The following is an 18,791-nucleotide window of genomic DNA, read 5'->3' as shown; positions in this document are numbered from 1 at the left end:
TTAATTATTGTGCCGCAAGCTTATTTGTCGATCGGCGTAATCAATATCAGCATGCCAAATTCCGGGTTGTCGAGATAGTGCAGCTCGCCGCTGCGCATACGACGACGTTGCTTCAGGCTGATGCTGTCGGTGGCGACAAAAAAGCGTTCACGACTGCTTTGTGCAGTCAGTTCACTTTGATAAACCGGCGCGCCCTGGTTTAACGACAAGCCTGTGAAAGGTGCGGTTGCGTTGCCTTCCTGGTGGTCGTTTATCAAACGAAAGGGATTGTCCGTTTGGGCGTAATGAATCAACTGCAGGTCGGTGGTGAGATGAAAATACCGCTCGACGTAGAGCTCCAGATAACCTTGCAATTCGTGTTGCTGGCCGTAAGTTTTGCCACCACTGATGCGCAGCAATTCGACATCGTCGCGACCCGGTACCGGCTGCACCCATGCCTGATGAAATAACAGGCGATAACCATCGCGGCGACTCATGGCCTCGATTTCATCGGCCAGTTGGTATTCGGATTCACCCAGCAAACGGAAGGGTGATAATTCGCTCATATCGCCATCGAGGACGGTGCGCTCTGGGCCGAAGGTGATCTCGTGGCTTTCCTGGGGTTCGTCGTCGGCATCTTCGTCGTCGCGATCGAAGCGCAGGGTATTGGGTATTTCAACGCGAAAGGGTTGCTCGGCGAGCATCGGGTAGGTTGGCCATTGTTCCGGGCTGTCGGTTTCCCGGTCCGGGTTTTCGAACACCAGAATTTCAACCTGATACCAGCGCTCCTCGTCGGATTCGGCCAGCACCAGAGGTGCAATCAGGGTCAACGTCAATGCCAGGGCGGCATGCTTGAGTGTCATCAGAGGTCTCATCCGGGTTTGCTGGTGATCAGTGTGAGGATTTCTTCGACGGTGTCAAACCGCTGTTCGGGCGTTGCACAATCGGCGCTGAAGCGCAGTTGAGTACCGTTTTTTAACTTGAACCGATGCGGCTGTGATTGAATCAACTGCACCAGTCGAAACGGGTCGATGATGGTGTCTTTGGCGAAGTCGATAAAGCCACCACTGGGGCCGACATCAAAGCGTTCAATACCAATGGGTTCCAGGCGCAGGCGCACCGAGGTCTGGCGGACAAGGTTGCGTACTGGCTCCGGCAACAGACCGAAACGGTCGATCATTTCCACCTGCAATTCATCCAGCTCATCGGCGTCGGCGGCCGAGGCGATGCGTTTGTACAGCGACAGTCGAGTATTGATGTCAGGAATGTAATCGTCGGGAATTAACGCTGGTATGCGCAGGTTCAGGTCGACACCGCCGCGTTCGGCCGCTTCCGGTGAGAACGTCTCGCCTGCTTGAATGGCTTTGACGGCGCGATTAAGCATATCCAGATAGAGCGAGAAACCGATGCCTTCGATGTGGCCGCTTTGTTCGTCACCCAGCAGTTCGCCGGCGCCGCGAATCTCCAGGTCATGGGTGGCGAGCGTAAAGCCGGCACCGAGATCCTGAGCTTCACCAATGGCTTCGAGGCGTTTTTGGGCGTCTTTGGTCAGCGACTTCCAGGGCGGCGTCATCAAATAGGCGTAAGCCTGGTGATGTGAGCGACCGACGCGACCGCGTAACTGATGCAACTGCGCCAGACCAAAGCGGTCGGCGCGTTCGATAACGATGGTGTTGGCTGAAGGCACGTCGATGCCGGTCTCGATAATGGTGGTGCACAGCAACACATTAAAACGCTTGTGATAGAAGTCGGACATGATGCGTTCCAGCTGTCGCTCGGGCATCTGTCCGTGCGCCACGACGATGCGCGCTTCCGGTACCAGCTCGCGCAACGCCTGGGCGGTGCGCTCGATGGTGCTGACTTCGTTATGCAGGTAATACACCTGACCACCGCGCAAGATTTCACGCAACAAGGCTTCTTTAACCTGGGCGTCATCGCGTTCGCGCACGAAGGTTTTTACCGACAAACGGCGCGCCGGCGGCGTGGCGATAATGCTCAGATCGCGCACCCCAGACATCGACATATTGAGGGTGCGCGGAATCGGTGTGGCAGTCAGTGTCAGGATGTCGACATTGGCGCGCAGCGCTTTGATTTTTTCTTTCTGGGTAACGCCAAAACGGTGTTCTTCGTCGATGATCAGCAAGCCCAGATCTTTAAAGCGCACGTCTTTTTGCAGCAGCTTATGGGTGCCGACGACGATGTCGACGCGACCGTCAGCCAAGCCATCAATGATGGCGCTGGTTTCTTTACCGGAGCGGAAGCGGCTCAAGGCTTCGACGCGCACCGGCCAGTCGGCAAAGCGGTCGCGGAAGTTCTCGAAATGTTGTTGCGCGAGCAGGGTGGTCGGCACCAGTACCGCCACCTGACGACCGGCCTGGGCGGCAATAAAGGCGGCGCGCAGCGCAACCTCGGTTTTACCGAAACCAACGTCGCCACAGACCAGGCGATCCATCGGTTGCTGGCGTTGCATATCGGCAATCACAGCGTCGATGGCGTTGGCCTGATCGGCGGTTTCCTCGAAACCAAAGCCAGCGCTGAAACGAGCGTAATCGGCTTCGTTGAAGTCGAATTTGTGACCGCTGCGTGCCTCGCGTTCGGCGTAGAGGTTGAGCAGTTCGGCAGCGGTGTCGCGCACTTTTTCCGCCGCCTTGCGCTTGGTCTTGGCCCAGCGATCGTTGCCCAGTTTGTTCAGTGGCGCTTGGTCGATGTCGGCGCCGGAATAACGGCTGATTAAATGCAGGTTGCTGACTGGTACGTAGAGCTTGGAACCTTCGGCGTAGGTCAGCATGACGAATTCCTGCGCCTGGCCGTCCACTTCCAGCGTTTCCAAACCAAGGTAACGACCGACGCCATGATCGAGGTGCACCACCGGTGCGCCCGGGCTCAATTCGGTCAGGTTCTTGATGATCTGATCGTTGTTGTCGTTCTGGCTGCGATTGCGTCGCCGTTGCTGAACAACATAGTCGCCGAACAGCTGGGTTTCGCTGATCAGCACGAATTCGCCTTCGCGCGCGACCAGACCTGCGCTCAGCGGCGCCACAGTCAGGCCATAACGAATGCTGTTGTCGGCGATAAAGTCGCTGACCCGGGCCACGCCTTGTGGCTCGACACCGATACCGGCGAGCAGTTCTTTCAATGCTTCGCGGCGGCCCAGAGATTCGGCGCAGAACAACACCCGATAATGGGTTTCCATCAGGAAGCGTTCTAAATGCAGCAGCGGTTGCTGAGCGCGATGGTCGATCGGCAGTTCTTCAGGCGCTTCGACCGGCAGGTTCAGGTGGCCGCTTTGTTCGCGTATAGCCTGTGACGAGAGCGTCAGCCGCGGAAAAGTATTGGCGCGACCAAAGAGTTCATTGCTGGGCGTAAACAGTTCGGTGGGCGTCAGGATCGGTTGGGTGATGTCGTGGCGTCGGTTTTCAAAGCGTTCTTCCACTTCGCTCCAGAATTGTTCCAGGGCGTTTTCCAGGTTGTCGCCATGCACCACCAGTGCATCGTCTGGCAGGTAATCCCAGAGTGTATCGGTGCGTTCATAAAACAGCGGTAAGAAATACTCGATGCCACCGGGGGCGATGCCGTCACTGACATCCTGATAGACCGCGCAACGGCTGAAGTCGACATCAAAACGCTCGCGGAACGCCTGACGGAAACGACTGATGCCGGCTTCGGTCATCGGCACTTCGCGGCCGGGCAAGAGGGTGATGCGCTCCAGTGATTCTTCAGAACGCTGCGTTTCAGCATCGAACCATTTCAGCGATTCGATCTCGTTGTCGAATAAATCAACGCGGATAGGGCGATCGGCGCCCATGGGGAAAACATCGAGGATGGCGCCGCGCACGGCAAATTCACCGTGCTGATAAACCGTATCGGTCGCTCTATAACCAGCGCTTTCCAACTGGCGCCTTTGCGCAGCTAGGTCTAGGGTTTGTCCCAGATGCCAATCGAAGGCGGTACCGATCAGCGCTTCGCGTGGCGGTAACCGGTGGCTGAGGTTGGCGGCGGTGGTCAGGCAGATGCCGTGCGGTGCTTCGGCCAGTTGGTTTAGCAGGCTCAGGCGATCGGAAATGATGTCTTCGTGGGGCGAAAAGTTGTCGTAGGGCAGGGTTTCCCAGTCAGGGAAGCTGAGGATCTTCCAAGCGTCATCAGCGGCCCGAAAAACGGCCAGCTCAGTGGCCAGACGATCCAGTTGCGCGGGACTGTCAGCGATAACCAGAACGGTGCCACCCTGATCGCGAACCAGCTCCGCCAGATAGGCGCTGTCGGCACTGCCGCGGACATTGCCAACACGACGATGATCGCCGCCGTTTTCGGGTCGATTGAGCGCGAGACTGAGCATGGAGGGCAGTATTTTCCTGGCCGTACAAAGGGCGCGAATGCTATCAAAAAAGCAACCACCGGCACAGCCACAAGCGCCACTGTACAGGCTTTATACAATAATAGCGCTGTTCGAATAAAGGCAGCGTGATGGTAGCAATGGCGGGTGACGATCTTTATACTTGGGCCCGCTTTTTCTAGGTGGGTTGGTCAGGTTTGCCGCCTTGGCACAAGTCTCTCCGGCCTGAAACGCATTTGACACCAGACTGCCGGAATGGGCCGTGCCCTGCCGGTTTCGTCTGTCAGTCATCGGGTAAAGCACACTATGATAAAGATCAGTAAAGGGCTCGACCTTCCGATCTCTGGTGCCCCGCGCCAGGAAATTTCGGACGGTCGGCCGGTTTCGACCGTCGCCCTGGTCGGCTACGACTACCAGGGTATGAAACCGACGATGTTGGTGCGCGAAGGGGATCGGGTAAAACTCGGTCAGCCGGTTTTCACCGACAAAAAATCAGAGGGTATCGTTTACACTGCGCCAGCTTCGGGCATCGTTAAAGCCATCAACCGGGGCGCTCGGCGTGTTTTTCAATCCATGGTGTTCGAAGTGGACGGCAATGACGCCGAAGACTTCGGTGCGACTCCGGCCGATCAACTGGCCAGTCTGGATACCGCAACCTTACGCGAGCGTTTGGTTAAGTCGGGTTTCTGGAGCGCTTTCCGCACTCGCCCTTATTCCAAAGTTCCTGCCATCGACAGCACTCCAGCGGCGATTTTCGTTCAGGCAATGGATACCAATCCGCTGGCGGCCAATCCGGAAGTTGTTATTGCTGAGCAGACTGAAGCCTTTACTCAAGGCTTGTCGCTGCTGACCAAGCTGACCGACGGAAAAGTCTGGTTGTGCAAAGCCCCGGGCGCCAAGATTCCGACCGCTGAAGGTATCAGTGTTGAGGAATTCGCCGGTGTTCACCCGGCCGGCAACAGCGGCACTCACATTCATTTCCTGGAACCGGTCAGTCTCAACAAGACGGTCTGGTCGATCGGTTATCAGGACGTGATTGCTCTGGCCAAGCTGGTTACCACCGGTCAACTTTATACTGATCGAGTGGTGGCTTTGGCTGGCCCTCAGGTTAAAGAGCCGCGTTTGGTGCGTACCCGCATTGGTGCTTCGCTGTTTGATTTGAGCCGTGACGAACTGAAAGACGGCGAGAGCCGACTGATTTCCGGTTCTGTCTTCGGTGGCCGCGGTGGCGTTGATGAAGTGACCTACCTGGGTCGTTATCACAGCCAAGTCAGCGTTCTGGCCGAAGGTCGCGAGCGTCCGATCCTGCATTATCTGCACGCCGGTCGTAACCGCCATTCAGTACTGAACATCTATCTGTCCAAGTTGTTCAAAGGCAAAAAATTCGACTTCACCACCACGACTAACGGTTCCGAGCGAGCCATGTTGCCGGTGGGGCAGTACGAGAAAGTCATGCCGCTGGACATCCTGCCAACGCAATTGTTGCGTGCTCTGGTCGTGGGCGACCTCGACACCGCCGAACAGCTCGGCGCTCTGGAGCTGGATGAAGAGGACCTGGCGCTGTGCACCTATGTCTGTGCCGGTAAGTACGAATACGGTCCGATTCTTCGCGACAACTTGACGCGCATCGAGCAGGAGGCCTGAGCATGGGTTTGCGTAATACTCTCGACAAGATGGCGCCTTATTTCGAAAAAGGCGGCAAGTACGAAAAGTGGTACGCCCTCTATGAGGCGGTCGATACCATCTTTTACATGCCTAACAGCGTGACCAAGACCACGGCGCACGTGCGTGATGGCATGGACCTCAAGCGCATCATGATCACCGTCTGGTTGTGCGTCTTCCCGGCCATGTTCTGGGGTATGTGGAACCTGGGTTTCCAGGCCAATACCGCCATCGCTGGTGGTTTGTCACCGAGCGATAACTGGCATGAAGCCATCATCAGCCTGCTGGCGGGCCACGATCCGTCCAGCATCTGGGACAACATGATCTACGGCGCGGCCTACTTCCTGCCGATCTACGCGGTCACCTTTGTGGTCGGTGGTTTCTGGGAAGTGTTGTTCGCCATGGTGCGCGGCCACGAAGTCAACGAAGGTTTCTTCGTGACCTCCATTCTGTTCGCCTTGATTTGCCCGCCGGATCTGCCGCTTTGGGCGGTTGCGCTGGGCATTAGCTTCGGTGTGGTCGTTGGTAAGGAAGTCTTCGGTGGTACCGGTAAAAACTTCCTTAACCCGGCGCTGACCGGTCGTGCCTTCCTGTACTTTGCCTATCCGGCCAGCATGTCCGGTGATGCGATCTGGACAGCGGTCGACGGCTTCTCCGGCGCCACAGCATTGAGCTATGCGTTCAGCGATGGCCTGGTCGATTCCATGCTCGGCGGCCTGACCTGGATGAATGCCTTCCTGGGTATTCAGCAAGGCTCCATCGGCGAAGTATCCACCTTGATGATTTTGATCGGTGGTGCGGTTCTGTTGATTATGGGGATTGCCAGCTGGCGCATCGTTGCCGGTGTAATGATCGGCATGATTGCGTTGTCGACGCTGCTTAACTTTGTCGGCAGCGATACTAATCCTATGTTTGCTTTGCCCTGGTATTGGCATCTGGTCATCGGTGGTTTTGCTTTCGGTATGATGTTTATGGCGACCGATCCGGTGTCTGCATCGATGACCGATACCGGCAAAATCTGGTTCGGTATTCTGATTGGTGTCATGACCGTGATGATCCGCGTGATCAACCCGGCATTCCCGGAAGGCATCATGTTGGCCATCATTTTCGCCAACATCTTTGCACCGACCATCGATTACTTTGTGGTGCAACGCAACATTAAACGGAGGCTTGCTCGTGGCCAGTAATAAAGACTCCATTCAAAACGTCATCAAGGTAGCGCTGCTGGTCTGTCTGGCCTGTGCCATCGTGGTATCAACAGCCGCCGTTGTATTGCGTCCGATTCAGCAACAAAACCAGCAAGCGGACCTGCGCCGCAACGTGCTGCAAATTGCCGATATGTATCAGGCCGGTGTGCCGGTCGATCAACAATTCGAGCAGATCGAAACACGGCTGGTGGATTTGCAAAGCGGTACCTTCTCGGATGCGTTCAATACCGAGAATTTTGACCCTCGTTCAGCGCCTAATAACCCGGAAATCAGCAGCAGCATTCCGGCCAGCGAAGACATTGCTGGTATTAAGCGTCGCGAGCGTTATACCGAGGTTTACGTTGTTAACGGCGAAGACGGCGCCATGCAGACGCTGATCCTGCCGGTTCGTGGTTACGGTCTGTGGTCGACTATGTGGGGCTTTATCGCTCTGGAAGACGACCTCAATACCGTGGTTGGCTTTGGCTTCTATGACCAGGAAGAAACGCCTGGCCTGGGCGGTGAAGTCGACAACCCGCGCTGGAAATCTCAGTTCCCAGGCAAGCTGGTTTACGGCGAAGACGGCAACGTCCAGCTGGAGCTGAAGAAGGGCGGTATTAACCCGAACAATGAGATGGACGCCACCTACCGCGTCGATGCACTCAGTGGTGCAACACTGACCAGTCGCGGTGTGACCAACCTGATCCAGTATTGGATGGGTGAGCGTGGCTTCAAACCTTTCCTGGACAATCTTAAAGCGGGAGAAGCCTGATCATGTCTGAAGCACGTAAGGTGTTAGTGACACCGATTTTCTCCGATAACCCCATTGCCCTGCAGATTCTGGGCATCTGTTCGGCGCTGGCGGTGACCACCGGTCTGAAAGTGACCGTGGTGATGTGTATCGCTTTGACGCTGGTAACGGCGTTTTCCAACCTGTTTATTTCCATGATCCGCAACCAGATTCCGGGCAGCATCCGCATCATCGTGCAGATGACCATTATTGCCTCGCTGGTGATCGTGGTGGACCAGGTGTTGAAAGCCTACGCCTACGACATCTCCAAACAGCTGTCGGTCTTCGTCGGTCTGATCATCACCAACTGTATCGTGATGGGTCGCGCCGAAGCTTACGCTATGCAAAACCCACCGGGCCTGAGTTTCCTTGATGGTATCGGTAACGGCCTGGGTTACAGCGCGGTGCTGTTGTTCGTTGGCTTCCTGCGCGAGTTCTTCGGTTCTGGCAGCCTGTTTGGCTTCCAGGTGCTGCAGACTGTCAACCAGGGTGGCTGGTACGTTCCTAACGGCTTGATGCTGCTGGCACCCAGTGCGTTCTTTATTATTGGTGGTTTTATCTGGATTCTGCGTACCCGAGATCGCTCTCAGATCGAAGACAATGAATTCAGTATGAAAGCGCACGTTAAGAAGGAGGCGGTGTAAATGGAAGCCTTGTTGAGTCTGTTTATTCGTGCCGTTTTCGTTGAAAACATGGCACTGGCCTTCTTCCTGGGTATGTGTACTTTCCTGGCGATTTCCAAGAAGGTGTCGGCAGCCATCGGTCTGGGTATTGCGGTCATTGTGGTGCAAACCATCACGGTGCCGGTTAACAACCTCATCCTGAATTACGTTCTGGCTGAAGGTGCTCTGAGCTGGGCTGGCTTCCCGGAAGCTAACCTGGAATTCCTGGGTTACCTCAGCTACATCGGCGTTATTGCCGCCATCGTCCAGATTCTGGAAATGGTGCTCGATAAGTACTTCCCGGCGCTGTACAACGCCCTGGGTGTGTTCCTGCCGTTGATCACTGTGAACTGCGCCATCATGGGTGCTTCCTTGTTTATGGTGGAGCGGGATTACAACTTCAGCGAATCCGTGGTTTACGGCATTGGCGCCGGCGCCGGTTGGGCGTTGGCGATCGTTGCTCTGGCGGGTATTCGCGAGAAGCTTAAGTACAGCGACGTTCCGGCTGGATTGCGCGGCCTGGGCATCACCTTCGTTACCGTTGGTCTGATGTCTCTGGGCTTTATGTCGTTCTCCGGTGTTTCTCTGTAAAGGCTGAGGATTGAATCGATGAGTACAGAAATCATTTTGGGTGTGGTGCTTTTCACCCTGATCGTTCTGGCACTGGTCGCCGTCATTCTGTCGGCCCGGGCCAAGCTGGTAAGCACCGGCGATGTAAAAATTGAAATCAACGAAGATCCTGATAAGGCCATCACCGTTCAGGCCGGCAGCAAGCTGCTGGGCACGCTGGCCAATCAGGGCATCTTCCTGTCGTCTGCCTGTGGCGGCGGCGGTACCTGCGCTCAGTGCAAATGTAAGGTTGTCGACGGTGGTGGCGCTGCGCTGCCGACCGAAGAGACGCATTTCACTAAGGGTGAGCTGCGCGAAGGCTGGCGTTTGTCTTGCCAGGTCGCGGTTAAGCAGGACATGAAAATTGAAGTTGATCCGGAATTCTTTGGCGTTAAACGCTGGGAATGCACGGTTGAGTCCAACCCCAACGTGGCGACCTTCATCAAGGAATTGACCTTAAAATTGCCGGAAGGCGAAGACGTCGATTTCCGCGCTGGTGGTTACGTTCAGCTGGAAGTTCCGCCGCACGAAGTGCACTACAAAGACTTCGATATCGAGAAGGAATTCCACGGCGACTGGGACAAGTTCAACATCTGGCAGTACAGCTCTAAGGTGACTGAGACCGTTACCCGCGCTTACTCCATGGCGAACTATCCGGATGAGAAGGGCATTGTTAAGTTCAATATCCGCATTGCTTCACCGCCGCCGGGAACCAACCACCCGCCGGGTCAGATGTCATCCTATGTGTTCAGTCTGAAGCCGGGCGACAAGATCTCAGTGTTTGGTCCCTTCGGTGAGTTCTTCGCCAAAGATACCGATGCGGAGATGGTCTTTATCGGTGGTGGTGCTGGCATGGCGCCGATGCGTTCGCATATCTTCGATCAGCTCAAGCGTCTGCATTCCGATCGTAAGATCAGCTTCTGGTACGGTGCGCGCAGCTGGCGTGAAGCCTTCTACGTTGAAGATTTCGATGGCCTGGCCAAAGAGAACGACAACTTTGAATGGCATCTGGCGCTGTCTGATCCGCAGCCTGAGGACAACTGGGATGGCTACACCGGCTTTATCCATAACGTTCTCTACGAGCAGTACCTGAAGGATCACGAAGCACCGGAAGATGTTGAGTACTACATGTGTGGACCACCGATGATGAACGCCTCGGTGATCAAGATGTTGGAAGACCTGGGTGTGGAACCGGAAAACATCATGCTGGATGACTTCGGCGGTTGATGCGGTTTTTTCATCTCAGTTGCAGCCTGGCGCTGGTTGTTACAACCGCGCTCTTGGCTGCCTGCGGCGACCGAGAGGTCGCCGTTCGTACTTTAGCCGGTTACAGCATGGGCACCAGCTACAGCGTTAAGCTGGTGACCACTGTCGCTGAAGCCGAGCGTTTGGATGGCACGGTGCGTTCTCGTCTGGAGGCGGTGAACCAGTCGATGTCGACTTACTTGCCGCGTTCGGACGTATCGCGTTTTAACGAGGCTGAAGTGGGTGACTGGATTGAAGTTTCACCACTGACCACCGAAGTGGTCGCACTGGCGCTGGATATCGCCGAAGCCAGCGATGGCGCTTTTGATCCCACCATAGCGCCCTTAGTCGATCTGTGGGGCTTTGGTCCGCAGCCGAGGCCGGATCAGGTGCCGTCACAGCCGCAGATTGATGAGCTGCTGGGGCAGGTTGGCTGGTCGGCCATCGAAGTGGACGAGGCGAGCCATCGACTGCGTAAGCAAGCACCGCGCGAGCTGGATTTATCCGGCATCGCCAAAGGCTTCGCTGTTGACCAGGTAGCCGATGCACTGGCGCAAGCCGGGGTCGATGCCTACCTTGTAGAGGTCGGCGGCGAGTTGCGCTTTGCCGGTACCAAGCCCGGTGGCGATCCCTGGCGGGTTGGTATTGAAACACCGGACAGTGGCGCACGCAGCGCTTATCGCATTCTCGAAGTCACCAACGGAGCTATGGCGACGAGCGGTGATTATCGAAACTATTATGAAGAAGCGGGAGTGCGTTACTCCCACACTCTGGACCCGAGTAACGGACGACCCATTCACCATTCATTGGTGTCGGTTACCGTCCTTGCTGACGATTGTGCCTTGAGTGACGCCTTCGCCACCGCCATGTTGGTTAAAGGCGCTTTGGCCGCGCGTGAACTGGCGCAACAGCAAGGCCTGGCAGTGATGCTGATTGAACGGTCCGACTCAGGCTTTGCCGCCTGGCAGTCGGAACGCTTTGCCGAACTCTATGGTTCGGCGTCCTGACAACTGAACTAGTGACGCCCAAGGGGCGAAGGAGAGGTGCACCATGGCAACCTTTCTGGCCGTACTGGCCTTTATGTTGATTGTAGTGGCGGCGATGTCCGTCGGTGTGATGTTCGGCCGTCAGCCGATCAAAGGTTCCTGTGGTGGCATGGCGGCCATCGGTATGGAATCAGAGTGCGATGTGTGTGGTGGCGATAAAACTCGCTGCGATTCAGATACACCTTTAACGCGTCGTGCCAAGAAAAAAGCGGCTGATCTGGCCGTGGATGCAACCCGCTGAATCGATTCTGGGAGTAATGGCAGTTGACCGAGACGCAGTATGATCTGGTAATCATCGGCAGTGGTCCTTCTGGCGAAGGCGCTGCGATGAACGCCGCCAAAGCTGGCCGCAAAGTGGCCGTTATCGATATGCGCCAACGCGTGGGTGGCAACTGCACTCACCAGGGCACCATTCCTTCCAAGGCGTTGCGTCATGCGGTGCATCAGGTGATGCAATTTAACCGCAACCCTATGTTCCGACATATTTCGGAACAGAAATGGTTGTCGTACAGCCAGGTGCGTGAAACCGCCCAGCGTGTTATCGACAAACAAGTCGCCATGCGCGCGCGGTTTTACAGCCGCAATAGCATTGATCTGTATTACGGTGTCGCCAGCTTTGTCGATAACCATTCTATTCAGGTGGATCAGGGCGATGAACAGGCCGATGTGCTGACGGCGAAGGAATTTATCATCGCCACTGGTTCACGTCCCTGGCGTCCGCCGGCGGTCGACTTCAATCATCCGCGCATCTTCGACAGCGACACCATTCTGAATTCCACCGAAACACCGCGCCATATTGTGATTTACGGTGCTGGTGTGATCGGCAGTGAATACGCCTCTATCTTTAATGGCTTGGGCTGCAAGGTCGATCTGATCAACCCCGGTGGTCGTCTGCTGGCCTTTATGGACGATGAAATTTCCGATGCTCTCAGTTACCACCTGCGTGGTCATGGCGTGCTGGTACGCCATAACGAGACTTTTCAGTCGGTCGAAGCCTTCGACGATCACGTCGTACTGGCGCTTGAATCGGGCAAGAAGATCAAAGCCGATGCCTTTATGTGGGCCAACGGCCGCAGCGGTAATACCGACACCCTGAACCTGGATGCGGTCGGCCTGGAAGCTAACCGCCGCGGTCAACTGGAAGTGGATGAGCATTACCGCACCTCGGTAGAGAACATCTACGCCGCCGGCGATGTAGTCGGCTGGCCGAGCCTGGCCAGCGCTGCTTACGATCAGGGCCGCAGTGCCTCTGGGGTGATCGTGCAGAACAATACCTACCGTCATATTAACGATGTGCCGACCGGTATTTACACCATTCCGGAAATTTCCTCTGTCGGTTTGACCGAAGGTGAACTGACCGATGCCAAGGTGCCTTACGAAGTCGGCAAGGCTTACTTCAAAGACATCGCCCGGGCGCAAATTACCGGCGAAGACGTCGGTGTGTTGAAGCTGTTGTTCCATCGTGAAACGCTGGAGCTGCTGGGCATTCATTGCTTTGGTGATCAGGCGGCAGAAATTCTGCACATTGGTCAGGCGATCATGGCGCAGAAGAACGGTGGCAATACCATTCGTTACTTTATTGAACACACCTTTAACTACCCGACCATGGCGGAAGCTTATCGGGTAGCGGCGCTGAACGGTTTGAACCGAATATTCTGATCCGCGCTCAATTAAAAAGCCGGCTGCGTGCCGGCTTTTTTGTGCGCGTTTAACTGCGGGAATACAGTTAGTAGGTTCTGTGTTTGGGCTGTCGATAACGATGCACTCTTATCGACGGCAGCCAGGGTTCGTCTTCCAGCTTGTTATCGCTGCGCACCAGACGATGGCGTTCGTTCGGTGGCGTTTCAGGCGGAATCGAAAAGTCGGGCAGTTCGTTAATGCCCTGACTGGGAAACAGCAACGGCAGCGAGACATTCATCGACTTGCGGCGGCCATCGGCAAACACCAGGTTGGCGCGCAACACCGGCGCCTGACGCTGCACCCGCGCCAATGGCTCGTTGTCGGGCAGGGTAGCCAGGCGTTCCATCTGAATGCGGATATGAGCTGCTTCGGTATTCAGTTTGATCAGCCTCTCCCAGGCCTCGGCCTTGGTGATGCGTGCAATCGAACGACCGCTGCTGTACCAACTGAAACCGACGCGGTCGGGTCGTTTAACCACCAGCGGTAGATGACGGAATACCTGCTTTAAATGCAGGCGTGCCAGGCCCTCACGGCCGAGAGAGTCGTTCAAACTTTGGTAACGTCGCGATAATCGGCCCTGGATTTCCCGCCAGGCGACGTTGTCGGCTTCCTTTAACGCATGGACCACCTTACGGAACTGATCCTTGGCCAGATTGACCTCGGCGGCCAGAGTGATCTGTTCGCGGTTGAGCGCGATCAATCCCGGATAGATGCGCGTTTCACGGCCGTCCTGTTCTTCCTGATACCAAAGATCCAGTAGCAGATCTTCCAGGTCTGGCGCGCGCACTGACCCCGCCCAGGGCGCGATCCAGTGAGCGCTGTCGTACTGATTGACCGATTTGGCAAAGGCGGCGATGGCGCGGCGCATATGCTCGAACTGATCGAAGAGGCGGGTTTCGCTGTCCATTTATACCGTTATCTCCTGTGGTGTGGCGTCAGTTTAGCGGTTTGTGTTGGTGTCGCCAAGGTAGGTGGGTGCAGGTACCGGACGTCGTATTAGCGAGGTATTGGAAGGAGAGCTATTAGAGGCGTGGTGAAAGAAGCTGGGCGACGCATTGCGTCGCCCAGGTGATCAGGAAATCAGGAAGCGCGTGAGCGGATCAGTTCTTCCATCTTGACCTGGTCTTCGATGAACTTACGAATACCTTCGGCCAATTTTTCAGTGGCCATCGGGTTGTTGTTCATGCCCAGACGGAAGTCAGGTTCGCTGATGGCTGCGGTCTGGTCGTCACTGCCGCCCGCGGCATTCAGCGCGCGTTTCAGCTCGCCGTTGTCCTGGCTCAGTTCTTCCAGCAGCGCCGGGCTGATGGTCAGGCGGTCGCAACCGGCCAACGCTTCAATCTCACCGGTGTTGCGGAAGCTGGCGCCCATAACGATGGTTTTGTAGCCATTGGCTTTGTAGTGCTCGTAGATCTCGCGTACCGAAACCACGCCCGGGTCGGTTTCAGCGGTGTAGTCTTCGCCGGTCGATGCCTTGTACCAATCGAGAATACGACCCACGAACGGCGAAATCAGTGTGGCGTTGGCGTCGGCGCAGGCCTGAGCCTGTTCCATGCCGAACAACAGCGTCATGTTGCAGTTGATGCCCTCTTGTTCCAGCACACGAGCAGCCTGAATGCCTTCCCAGGTGGAGGCGATCTTAATCAGGATGCGATCACGGCTCCAGCCATCGGCTTCGTACAGCTCGATCAGGCGGCGTGCTTTGGCCAGGGTGGCGTCGGTATCGAACGACAGGCGGGCATCGACTTCGGTAGAAACATAACCCGGTACTTCTTTGAGAATTTCCTGGCCAATGGAGGTCAGAATGCGGTCGATGCCGTCATCGAAATTCTCGGCCTTGGCCATGCAACGATCGATCAGATCGTCGTAATGGCCGCCCTGGATGGCTTTGAGTACCAGAGAAGGGTTGGTGGTAGCATCTTGCGGCTTGAACTTGCGGATCGATTCGAGCTCGCCGGTATCAGCGACGATGACGGTGAACTCTTTGAGTTGTTCGAGTTTGTTCATAGCGACTCTCTGTGCTTTACCTGTGTTGTCTAAGTTGCGTGCACCCCGTTGCTGATCAACCGGGCCGATGATGAGTTCGTGCTCAGGCGCTTAGGGCCTGCGCATCCCGCAGTTGCACCTGATGCAACGCCTGGCGGATCAGTTCCGGGCTGGCGTCGGCCTTGTGCATGCCTTCACTGAGTTGACGCCGGAAGCGCCGCGCGCCGACCTGTCCTTGAAACAGTCCTAAAGTATGGCGCGCCAAATACTTCAGCGGCGTGCCTTGGGCATATTGACGTTCAATCCAGTCCAGATAACGAACGGCGATGTCTTCTTGAGTCTGACACGGCGCTGCTTCGCTGTAGTAGATAAGGTCGACATCCTGGAGTATCAACGGGTTCTGGTAAGCTTCGCGGCCCAGCATAACGCCATCAAGACCATCGGCGATCAGTTGTTGCGCCGTCTGATGGTCTTTGATGCCGCCATTGATGACGATATTCAGCTGCGGAAAATCGGCCTTTAATTGCTTGACGCGATCATAGTCCAGCGGCGGGATTTCGCGGTTCTCCTTGGGGCTGAGGCCGCTCAGAATCGCCTTGCGGGCGTGCACGATAAAGGTATCGCAACCGGACTCGGCGGTGGCGCCGACAAAGTCCCGCAAGAAGCTATAGTCGTCGAAATCGTCGATGCCGATGCGATGTTTGAGGGTGATCGGAATATCCACCGCATCGAGCATCGCCGCCAGTCCATCGCGTACCAGCCCAGCGTGGCCCATCAGCACCGCGCCGATCATACCGTTCTGCACTCGATCGGACGGACAGCCGGCGTTGAGGTTGACCTCGTCATAACCCCAATCTTTTGCCAGCCTGGCGCACTGGGCCAGATCGGCCGGCTCGCTGCCACCGAGTTGCAACGCCAACGGGTGTTCGCTGGCATCGAAGCGCAGAAAGCGTTCGGTATTGCCGTGAATCAGCGCGCCGGTAGTGACCATTTCGGTGTAGAGCAGGGCACGCCGGGTCAGCAGTCGGTGAAACTGACGGCACTCGGACGTGGTCCAGTCCATCATGGGGGCGACGCTGAAAGGATGTGGGTAGGCCAAAGCGGTCTCCGCGAATTGGAATCGGAGGGGCGGAAGCCCCTCTTAATTCGGGTGCCGAATTATAACCAAAAAGTCACTGCCAGATAACCCAGCGTAGACATCACGATGGTGTACGGCAGCGCCATGATCACCATGCGTCCGTAAGACAGGCGAATCAGCGGCGCGATGGCTGAGGTCAGCAGGAACAGAAACGCTGCCTGGCCGTTAGGCGTAGCAACAGACGGCAGGTTGGTGCCGGTGTTGATGGCCACGGTCAGCAGGTTGAAGTGCTCCAGATCGATGGCGCCGCTTTCCAGCGCGGACTTTACTTCGTTGATATAAACGGTCGCCACGAAGACATTGTCACTGATCGCCGACAGCAAACCATTGGCCACAAAGAACATGCCCGGCTGAATGGCTTCGGGCAGGCTCAGTACCAGTGTGATAATCGGTGTGAAAAGGTGCTGGCTGTGAATCACCGCGACGATGGTGAAAAACACCACCAGCAGGGCGGTGAAAGGCAGTGCTTCTTCGAAGGCTTTGCCCAGTTGATGCTCGTCGGTAATGCCGTTCAAGGCGGTCAGCAATACGATCACGCTTAAACCGATCAAACCAACTTCGGCCAGATGCAGGGCGAGACCAGCGATCAACCAGACCGCCGCCAACGCCTGGACAATCAACTTAGTGACATCACGACGCGTGCGCTTGCTTTGCTGGTGGGTTTCATAGTCGGTCAGGATGGTACGCACCGATGCCGGCAGGCGCGCGCCGTAGCCGAACCAGCGCAGCTTTTCGAGCAGCACGCAGGTGGTCAGACCCGCAAATAATACCGGCATGGTGACCGGCGCCATGCGCATAAAAAATTCACCGAATTGCCAGCCGGCGATGTGGGCAATCAACAGGTTTTGCGGTTCGCCCACCAGAGTGCAGACGCCACCCAGAGCAGTACCCACAGCACCGTGCATCAACAACGAACGCAGGAAGGCGCGGAACTCGTTCAAGTCCTGACGGTGCAGGTCTTCTACTGAGTCGTCTTCGTTATGGTTGTGTTCGTTTTGCTGGAAGGGTTTGCCGGAAGCGACTTTGTGGTAAACGCTGTAGAAGCCGACCGCAACGCTGATCAAAACCGCAGTGACCGTCAGCGCATCGAGGAAGGCCGACAAAAACGCAGCCGCCGAACAGAACATCAATGACAACAAGGACTTCGAGCGGATGCCCAGCAGCAATTTCGTGAAGGTAAACAGCAACAGATCCTTCATGAAATAAATGCCGGCGACCATAAACATCAGCAGCAGAATTACCGGAAAATTGACCGCGGCTTCGTGATAAACGACTTCCGGATTAGTCAAACCGATGAGAACCGATTCCAGCGCCAGCAGGCCGCCCGGTTGTAACGGGTAGCATTTCAGCGCCATGGCCAGGGTGAAAATAAACTCGCCGATCAACAGCCAGCCAACCACGTGCGGGCCGGCGTCGCCGAGTGCCCACAGCAGAATGGGGTTGATGATCAGAAAACTGACAATGGTCTGTTTGTACCAGGTCGGGCTGTTGCCCAGAAAGTTGGCAACGATGGACTGAGTGTAGGTGGTGCTCATTGTGTGCTCATTGGAAAGGGGAAAGCGGTTGGGAGCCCGTCGTGCTGGGACGTCGTTCTCCCGAAAAATGGGCGCTTAAACTACTCGTTTTTGCCGATTTTTCAAGCGATTAGAGGGAATAACTGAGAATCTTGCCGGCCATAAACGGTGCTTTTCTTGGCTCTGTGACTGTGGAAGACTGAACGGCGTTATCTCAGGCGCTGTTGTGCCTCTCTAAACCGACTAGAGTGTATCGCTAAGCTCAGGCTTTTCGGTTCAATCGGACCCCATCGCAAAGGTGTAAGAGGGAAGCATATGACCTACTGGCCGTTACTCTTGATTCTGTTTCCGGTGTGCGTGCTGCTGCTGTTTCTGGCTGTGCGCTTGTTGTTTCGTGGCGGCTGGGTGGGCGGTTTTTTCCGCGGCCTGATTGGTATTGGCAGCCTGCTGATTATCGTTGTGCTCGGTTATCTGGTCGTCGATCTGGCGGCTTACCGGGCCTTGCGCGCCGAAACCACCATTGCCAGCCTGTCGTTCCAGCAACTGGGCGATCAGCGTTATCAGGTCGAACTGACGCCCACCGATGCCGATGCCAGCCAAAGCTTTGAACTGACCGGCGATGAATGGCAGATCGATGCGCGCATTCTCACCTGGACCGGCCCGTTAACGGTTTTGGGCATGGAACCGGTGTTTCGCCTGGAACGGCTGTCCGGTCGTTACCGTGATCTGGCGCAGGAGCGCAGTGCCGATCGTCGGGTGCATTCGCTGGAAAATGACCGCTGGTTAAGCATGCGGCAGTTTGAACCCTTCCTGCCTTGGGTCGATGCGCGTTTTGGTAGCGCGGCTTATTTACCGATGGTTGATGGTGGGGTCTTTGAAGTGGCGTTGACGTCGCGGGGCTTGATTGCCCGGCCGGTCAACGAACCGGCGCGGGCAGCGGTGGGCAGCTGGAGCTCTGAATAG

The 18,791-nt window shown here is 56.2% G+C and carries 16 protein-coding genes; 10 read left to right on the top strand and 6 right to left on the bottom strand.

Features of this window, described 5'->3' with window-relative positions:
- Positions 1-20: 20 nt before the first annotated feature.
- Together ABMA60_RS13000 and mfd are read right to left on the bottom strand one after the other, a co-directional pair.
- Complete coding sequence (locus ABMA60_RS13000) at positions 21-842, bottom strand: CsiV family protein (protein WP_392803758.1); 822 nt, start codon at positions 840-842, stop codon at positions 21-23.
- 8 nt (positions 843-850) lie between these two features.
- On the bottom strand, positions 851-4,312 hold the full coding sequence (gene mfd / locus ABMA60_RS12995; RefSeq protein ID WP_392803755.1) for a transcription-repair coupling factor: 3,462 nt from the start codon (positions 4,310-4,312) through the stop codon (positions 851-853).
- 303 nt (positions 4,313-4,615) lie between these two features.
- Here mfd and ABMA60_RS12990 point away from each other — a divergent pair, with 303 nt between their 5' ends.
- The 9 genes from ABMA60_RS12990 to sthA are packed head-to-tail and all read left to right on the top strand — an operon-like array spanning position 4,616 to position 13,169.
- Positions 4,616-5,953 carry a Na(+)-translocating NADH-quinone reductase subunit A gene (locus ABMA60_RS12990; RefSeq protein ID WP_392803753.1) on the top strand — a complete coding sequence of 446 codons (1,338 nt, stop codon included), beginning with the start codon at positions 4,616-4,618 and terminating at the stop codon, positions 5,951-5,953.
- 2 nt (positions 5,954-5,955) lie between these two features.
- Entirely contained in the window at positions 5,956-7,158 is a 1,203-nt protein-coding gene (locus ABMA60_RS12985; protein WP_392803751.1) for an NADH:ubiquinone reductase (Na(+)-transporting) subunit B, read from the top strand.
- A complete protein-coding gene (locus ABMA60_RS12980) occupies positions 7,148-7,930 on the top strand; it encodes a Na(+)-translocating NADH-quinone reductase subunit C (protein ID WP_392803749.1) in 783 nt (260 codons plus the stop codon). Before ABMA60_RS12985 ends, ABMA60_RS12980 begins: the two co-directional genes overlap by 11 nt.
- 2 nt (positions 7,931-7,932) lie before the next feature.
- Positions 7,933-8,592 carry an NADH:ubiquinone reductase (Na(+)-transporting) subunit D gene (locus ABMA60_RS12975; protein ID WP_392803747.1) on the top strand — a complete coding sequence of 220 codons (660 nt, stop codon included), beginning with the start codon at positions 7,933-7,935 and terminating at the stop codon, positions 8,590-8,592.
- Positions 8,593-9,201: an NADH:ubiquinone reductase (Na(+)-transporting) subunit E gene (nqrE, locus tag ABMA60_RS12970; protein ID WP_392803745.1), complete on the top strand. Its 609-nt coding sequence runs from the start codon at positions 8,593-8,595 to the stop codon at positions 9,199-9,201.
- A gap of 18 nt (positions 9,202-9,219) precedes the next feature.
- Positions 9,220-10,446, top strand: coding sequence for an NADH:ubiquinone reductase (Na(+)-transporting) subunit F (gene nqrF, locus ABMA60_RS12965; RefSeq protein ID WP_392803743.1), 1,227 nt, complete (start codon positions 9,220-9,222; stop codon positions 10,444-10,446).
- Entirely contained in the window at positions 10,446-11,471 is a 1,026-nt protein-coding gene (locus ABMA60_RS12960; RefSeq protein ID WP_392803741.1) for an FAD:protein FMN transferase, read from the top strand. The genes nqrF and ABMA60_RS12960 overlap by 1 nt, the downstream gene beginning before the upstream one ends.
- Positions 11,472-11,514: 43 nt before the next feature.
- Positions 11,515-11,751: a (Na+)-NQR maturation NqrM gene (gene nqrM / locus ABMA60_RS12955; protein WP_392803738.1), complete on the top strand. Its 237-nt coding sequence runs from the start codon at positions 11,515-11,517 to the stop codon at positions 11,749-11,751.
- A 23-nt stretch (positions 11,752-11,774) separates the two neighbouring features.
- Positions 11,775-13,169 carry a Si-specific NAD(P)(+) transhydrogenase gene (sthA, locus tag ABMA60_RS12950; protein WP_392803736.1) on the top strand — a complete coding sequence of 465 codons (1,395 nt, stop codon included), beginning with the start codon at positions 11,775-11,777 and terminating at the stop codon, positions 13,167-13,169.
- A gap of 67 nt (positions 13,170-13,236) precedes the next feature.
- On the opposite strand, the gene ABMA60_RS12945 is transcribed toward sthA, so the two are convergent.
- The 4 genes from ABMA60_RS12945 to nhaB all read right to left on the bottom strand — a co-directional run bounded on the left by ABMA60_RS12945 (position 13,237) and on the right by nhaB (position 17,849).
- Positions 13,237-14,097 carry a DNA replication terminus site-binding protein gene (locus ABMA60_RS12945; RefSeq protein WP_392803734.1) on the bottom strand — a complete coding sequence of 287 codons (861 nt, stop codon included), beginning with the start codon at positions 14,095-14,097 and terminating at the stop codon, positions 13,237-13,239.
- Between the two features lie 173 nt (positions 14,098-14,270).
- Positions 14,271-15,197, bottom strand: coding sequence for a transaldolase (tal, locus tag ABMA60_RS12940; protein WP_392803732.1), 927 nt, complete (start codon positions 15,195-15,197; stop codon positions 14,271-14,273).
- Positions 15,198-15,279: 82 nt separating this feature from the next.
- A complete protein-coding gene (gene dusA / locus ABMA60_RS12935) occupies positions 15,280-16,275 on the bottom strand; it encodes a tRNA dihydrouridine(20/20a) synthase DusA (RefSeq protein WP_392803730.1) in 996 nt (331 codons plus the stop codon).
- A gap of 59 nt (positions 16,276-16,334) precedes the next feature.
- On the bottom strand, positions 16,335-17,849 hold the full coding sequence (gene nhaB / locus ABMA60_RS12930) for a sodium/proton antiporter NhaB (protein ID WP_392803728.1): 1,515 nt from the start codon (positions 17,847-17,849) through the stop codon (positions 16,335-16,337).
- Between the two features lie 294 nt (positions 17,850-18,143).
- Here nhaB and ABMA60_RS12925 point away from each other — a divergent pair, with 294 nt between their 5' ends.
- On the top strand, positions 18,144-18,791 hold the full coding sequence (locus ABMA60_RS12925) for a multidrug transporter (protein WP_392803726.1): 648 nt from the start codon (positions 18,144-18,146) through the stop codon (positions 18,789-18,791).

Source organism: Saccharospirillum sp. HFRX-2 (assembly GCF_043196805.1).
In the GTDB taxonomy this organism is placed as follows: Bacteria; Pseudomonadota; Gammaproteobacteria; order Pseudomonadales; family Natronospirillaceae; genus Saccharospirillum.
The sequence above is the reverse complement of the archived record's forward strand: the minus strand, read 5'-3'. Positions and strand labels throughout refer to the sequence as shown.

Bases quoted from the DNA above. Each gene is read 5' to 3' on its own strand.
- tal (WP_392803732.1), bottom strand. From the start codon at position 15,197: ATGAACAAACTCGAACAACTCAAAGAGTTCACCGTCATCGTCGCTGAT.
- ABMA60_RS12975 (WP_392803747.1), top strand. From the start codon at position 7,933: ATGTCTGAAGCACGTAAGGTGTTAGTGACACCGATTTTCTCCGATAAC.
- mfd (WP_392803755.1), bottom strand. From the start codon at position 4,312: ATGCTCAGTCTCGCGCTCAATCGACCCGAAAACGGCGGCGATCATCGT.
- ABMA60_RS12925 (WP_392803726.1), top strand. From the start codon at position 18,144: ATGACCTACTGGCCGTTACTCTTGATTCTGTTTCCGGTGTGCGTGCTG.
- ABMA60_RS12960 (WP_392803741.1), top strand. From the start codon at position 10,446: ATGCGGTTTTTTCATCTCAGTTGCAGCCTGGCGCTGGTTGTTACAACC.
- ABMA60_RS13000 (WP_392803758.1), bottom strand. From the start codon at position 842: ATGACACTCAAGCATGCCGCCCTGGCATTGACGTTGACCCTGATTGCA.
- nhaB (WP_392803728.1), bottom strand. From the start codon at position 17,849: ATGAGCACCACCTACACTCAGTCCATCGTTGCCAACTTTCTGGGCAAC.
- nqrM (WP_392803738.1), top strand. From the start codon at position 11,515: ATGGCAACCTTTCTGGCCGTACTGGCCTTTATGTTGATTGTAGTGGCG.
- nqrE (WP_392803745.1), top strand. From the start codon at position 8,593: ATGGAAGCCTTGTTGAGTCTGTTTATTCGTGCCGTTTTCGTTGAAAAC.
- ABMA60_RS12990 (WP_392803753.1), top strand. From the start codon at position 4,616: ATGATAAAGATCAGTAAAGGGCTCGACCTTCCGATCTCTGGTGCCCCG.
- ABMA60_RS12945 (WP_392803734.1), bottom strand. From the start codon at position 14,097: ATGGACAGCGAAACCCGCCTCTTCGATCAGTTCGAGCATATGCGCCGC.
- ABMA60_RS12985 (WP_392803751.1), top strand. From the start codon at position 5,956: ATGGGTTTGCGTAATACTCTCGACAAGATGGCGCCTTATTTCGAAAAA.
- nqrF (WP_392803743.1), top strand. From the start codon at position 9,220: ATGAGTACAGAAATCATTTTGGGTGTGGTGCTTTTCACCCTGATCGTT.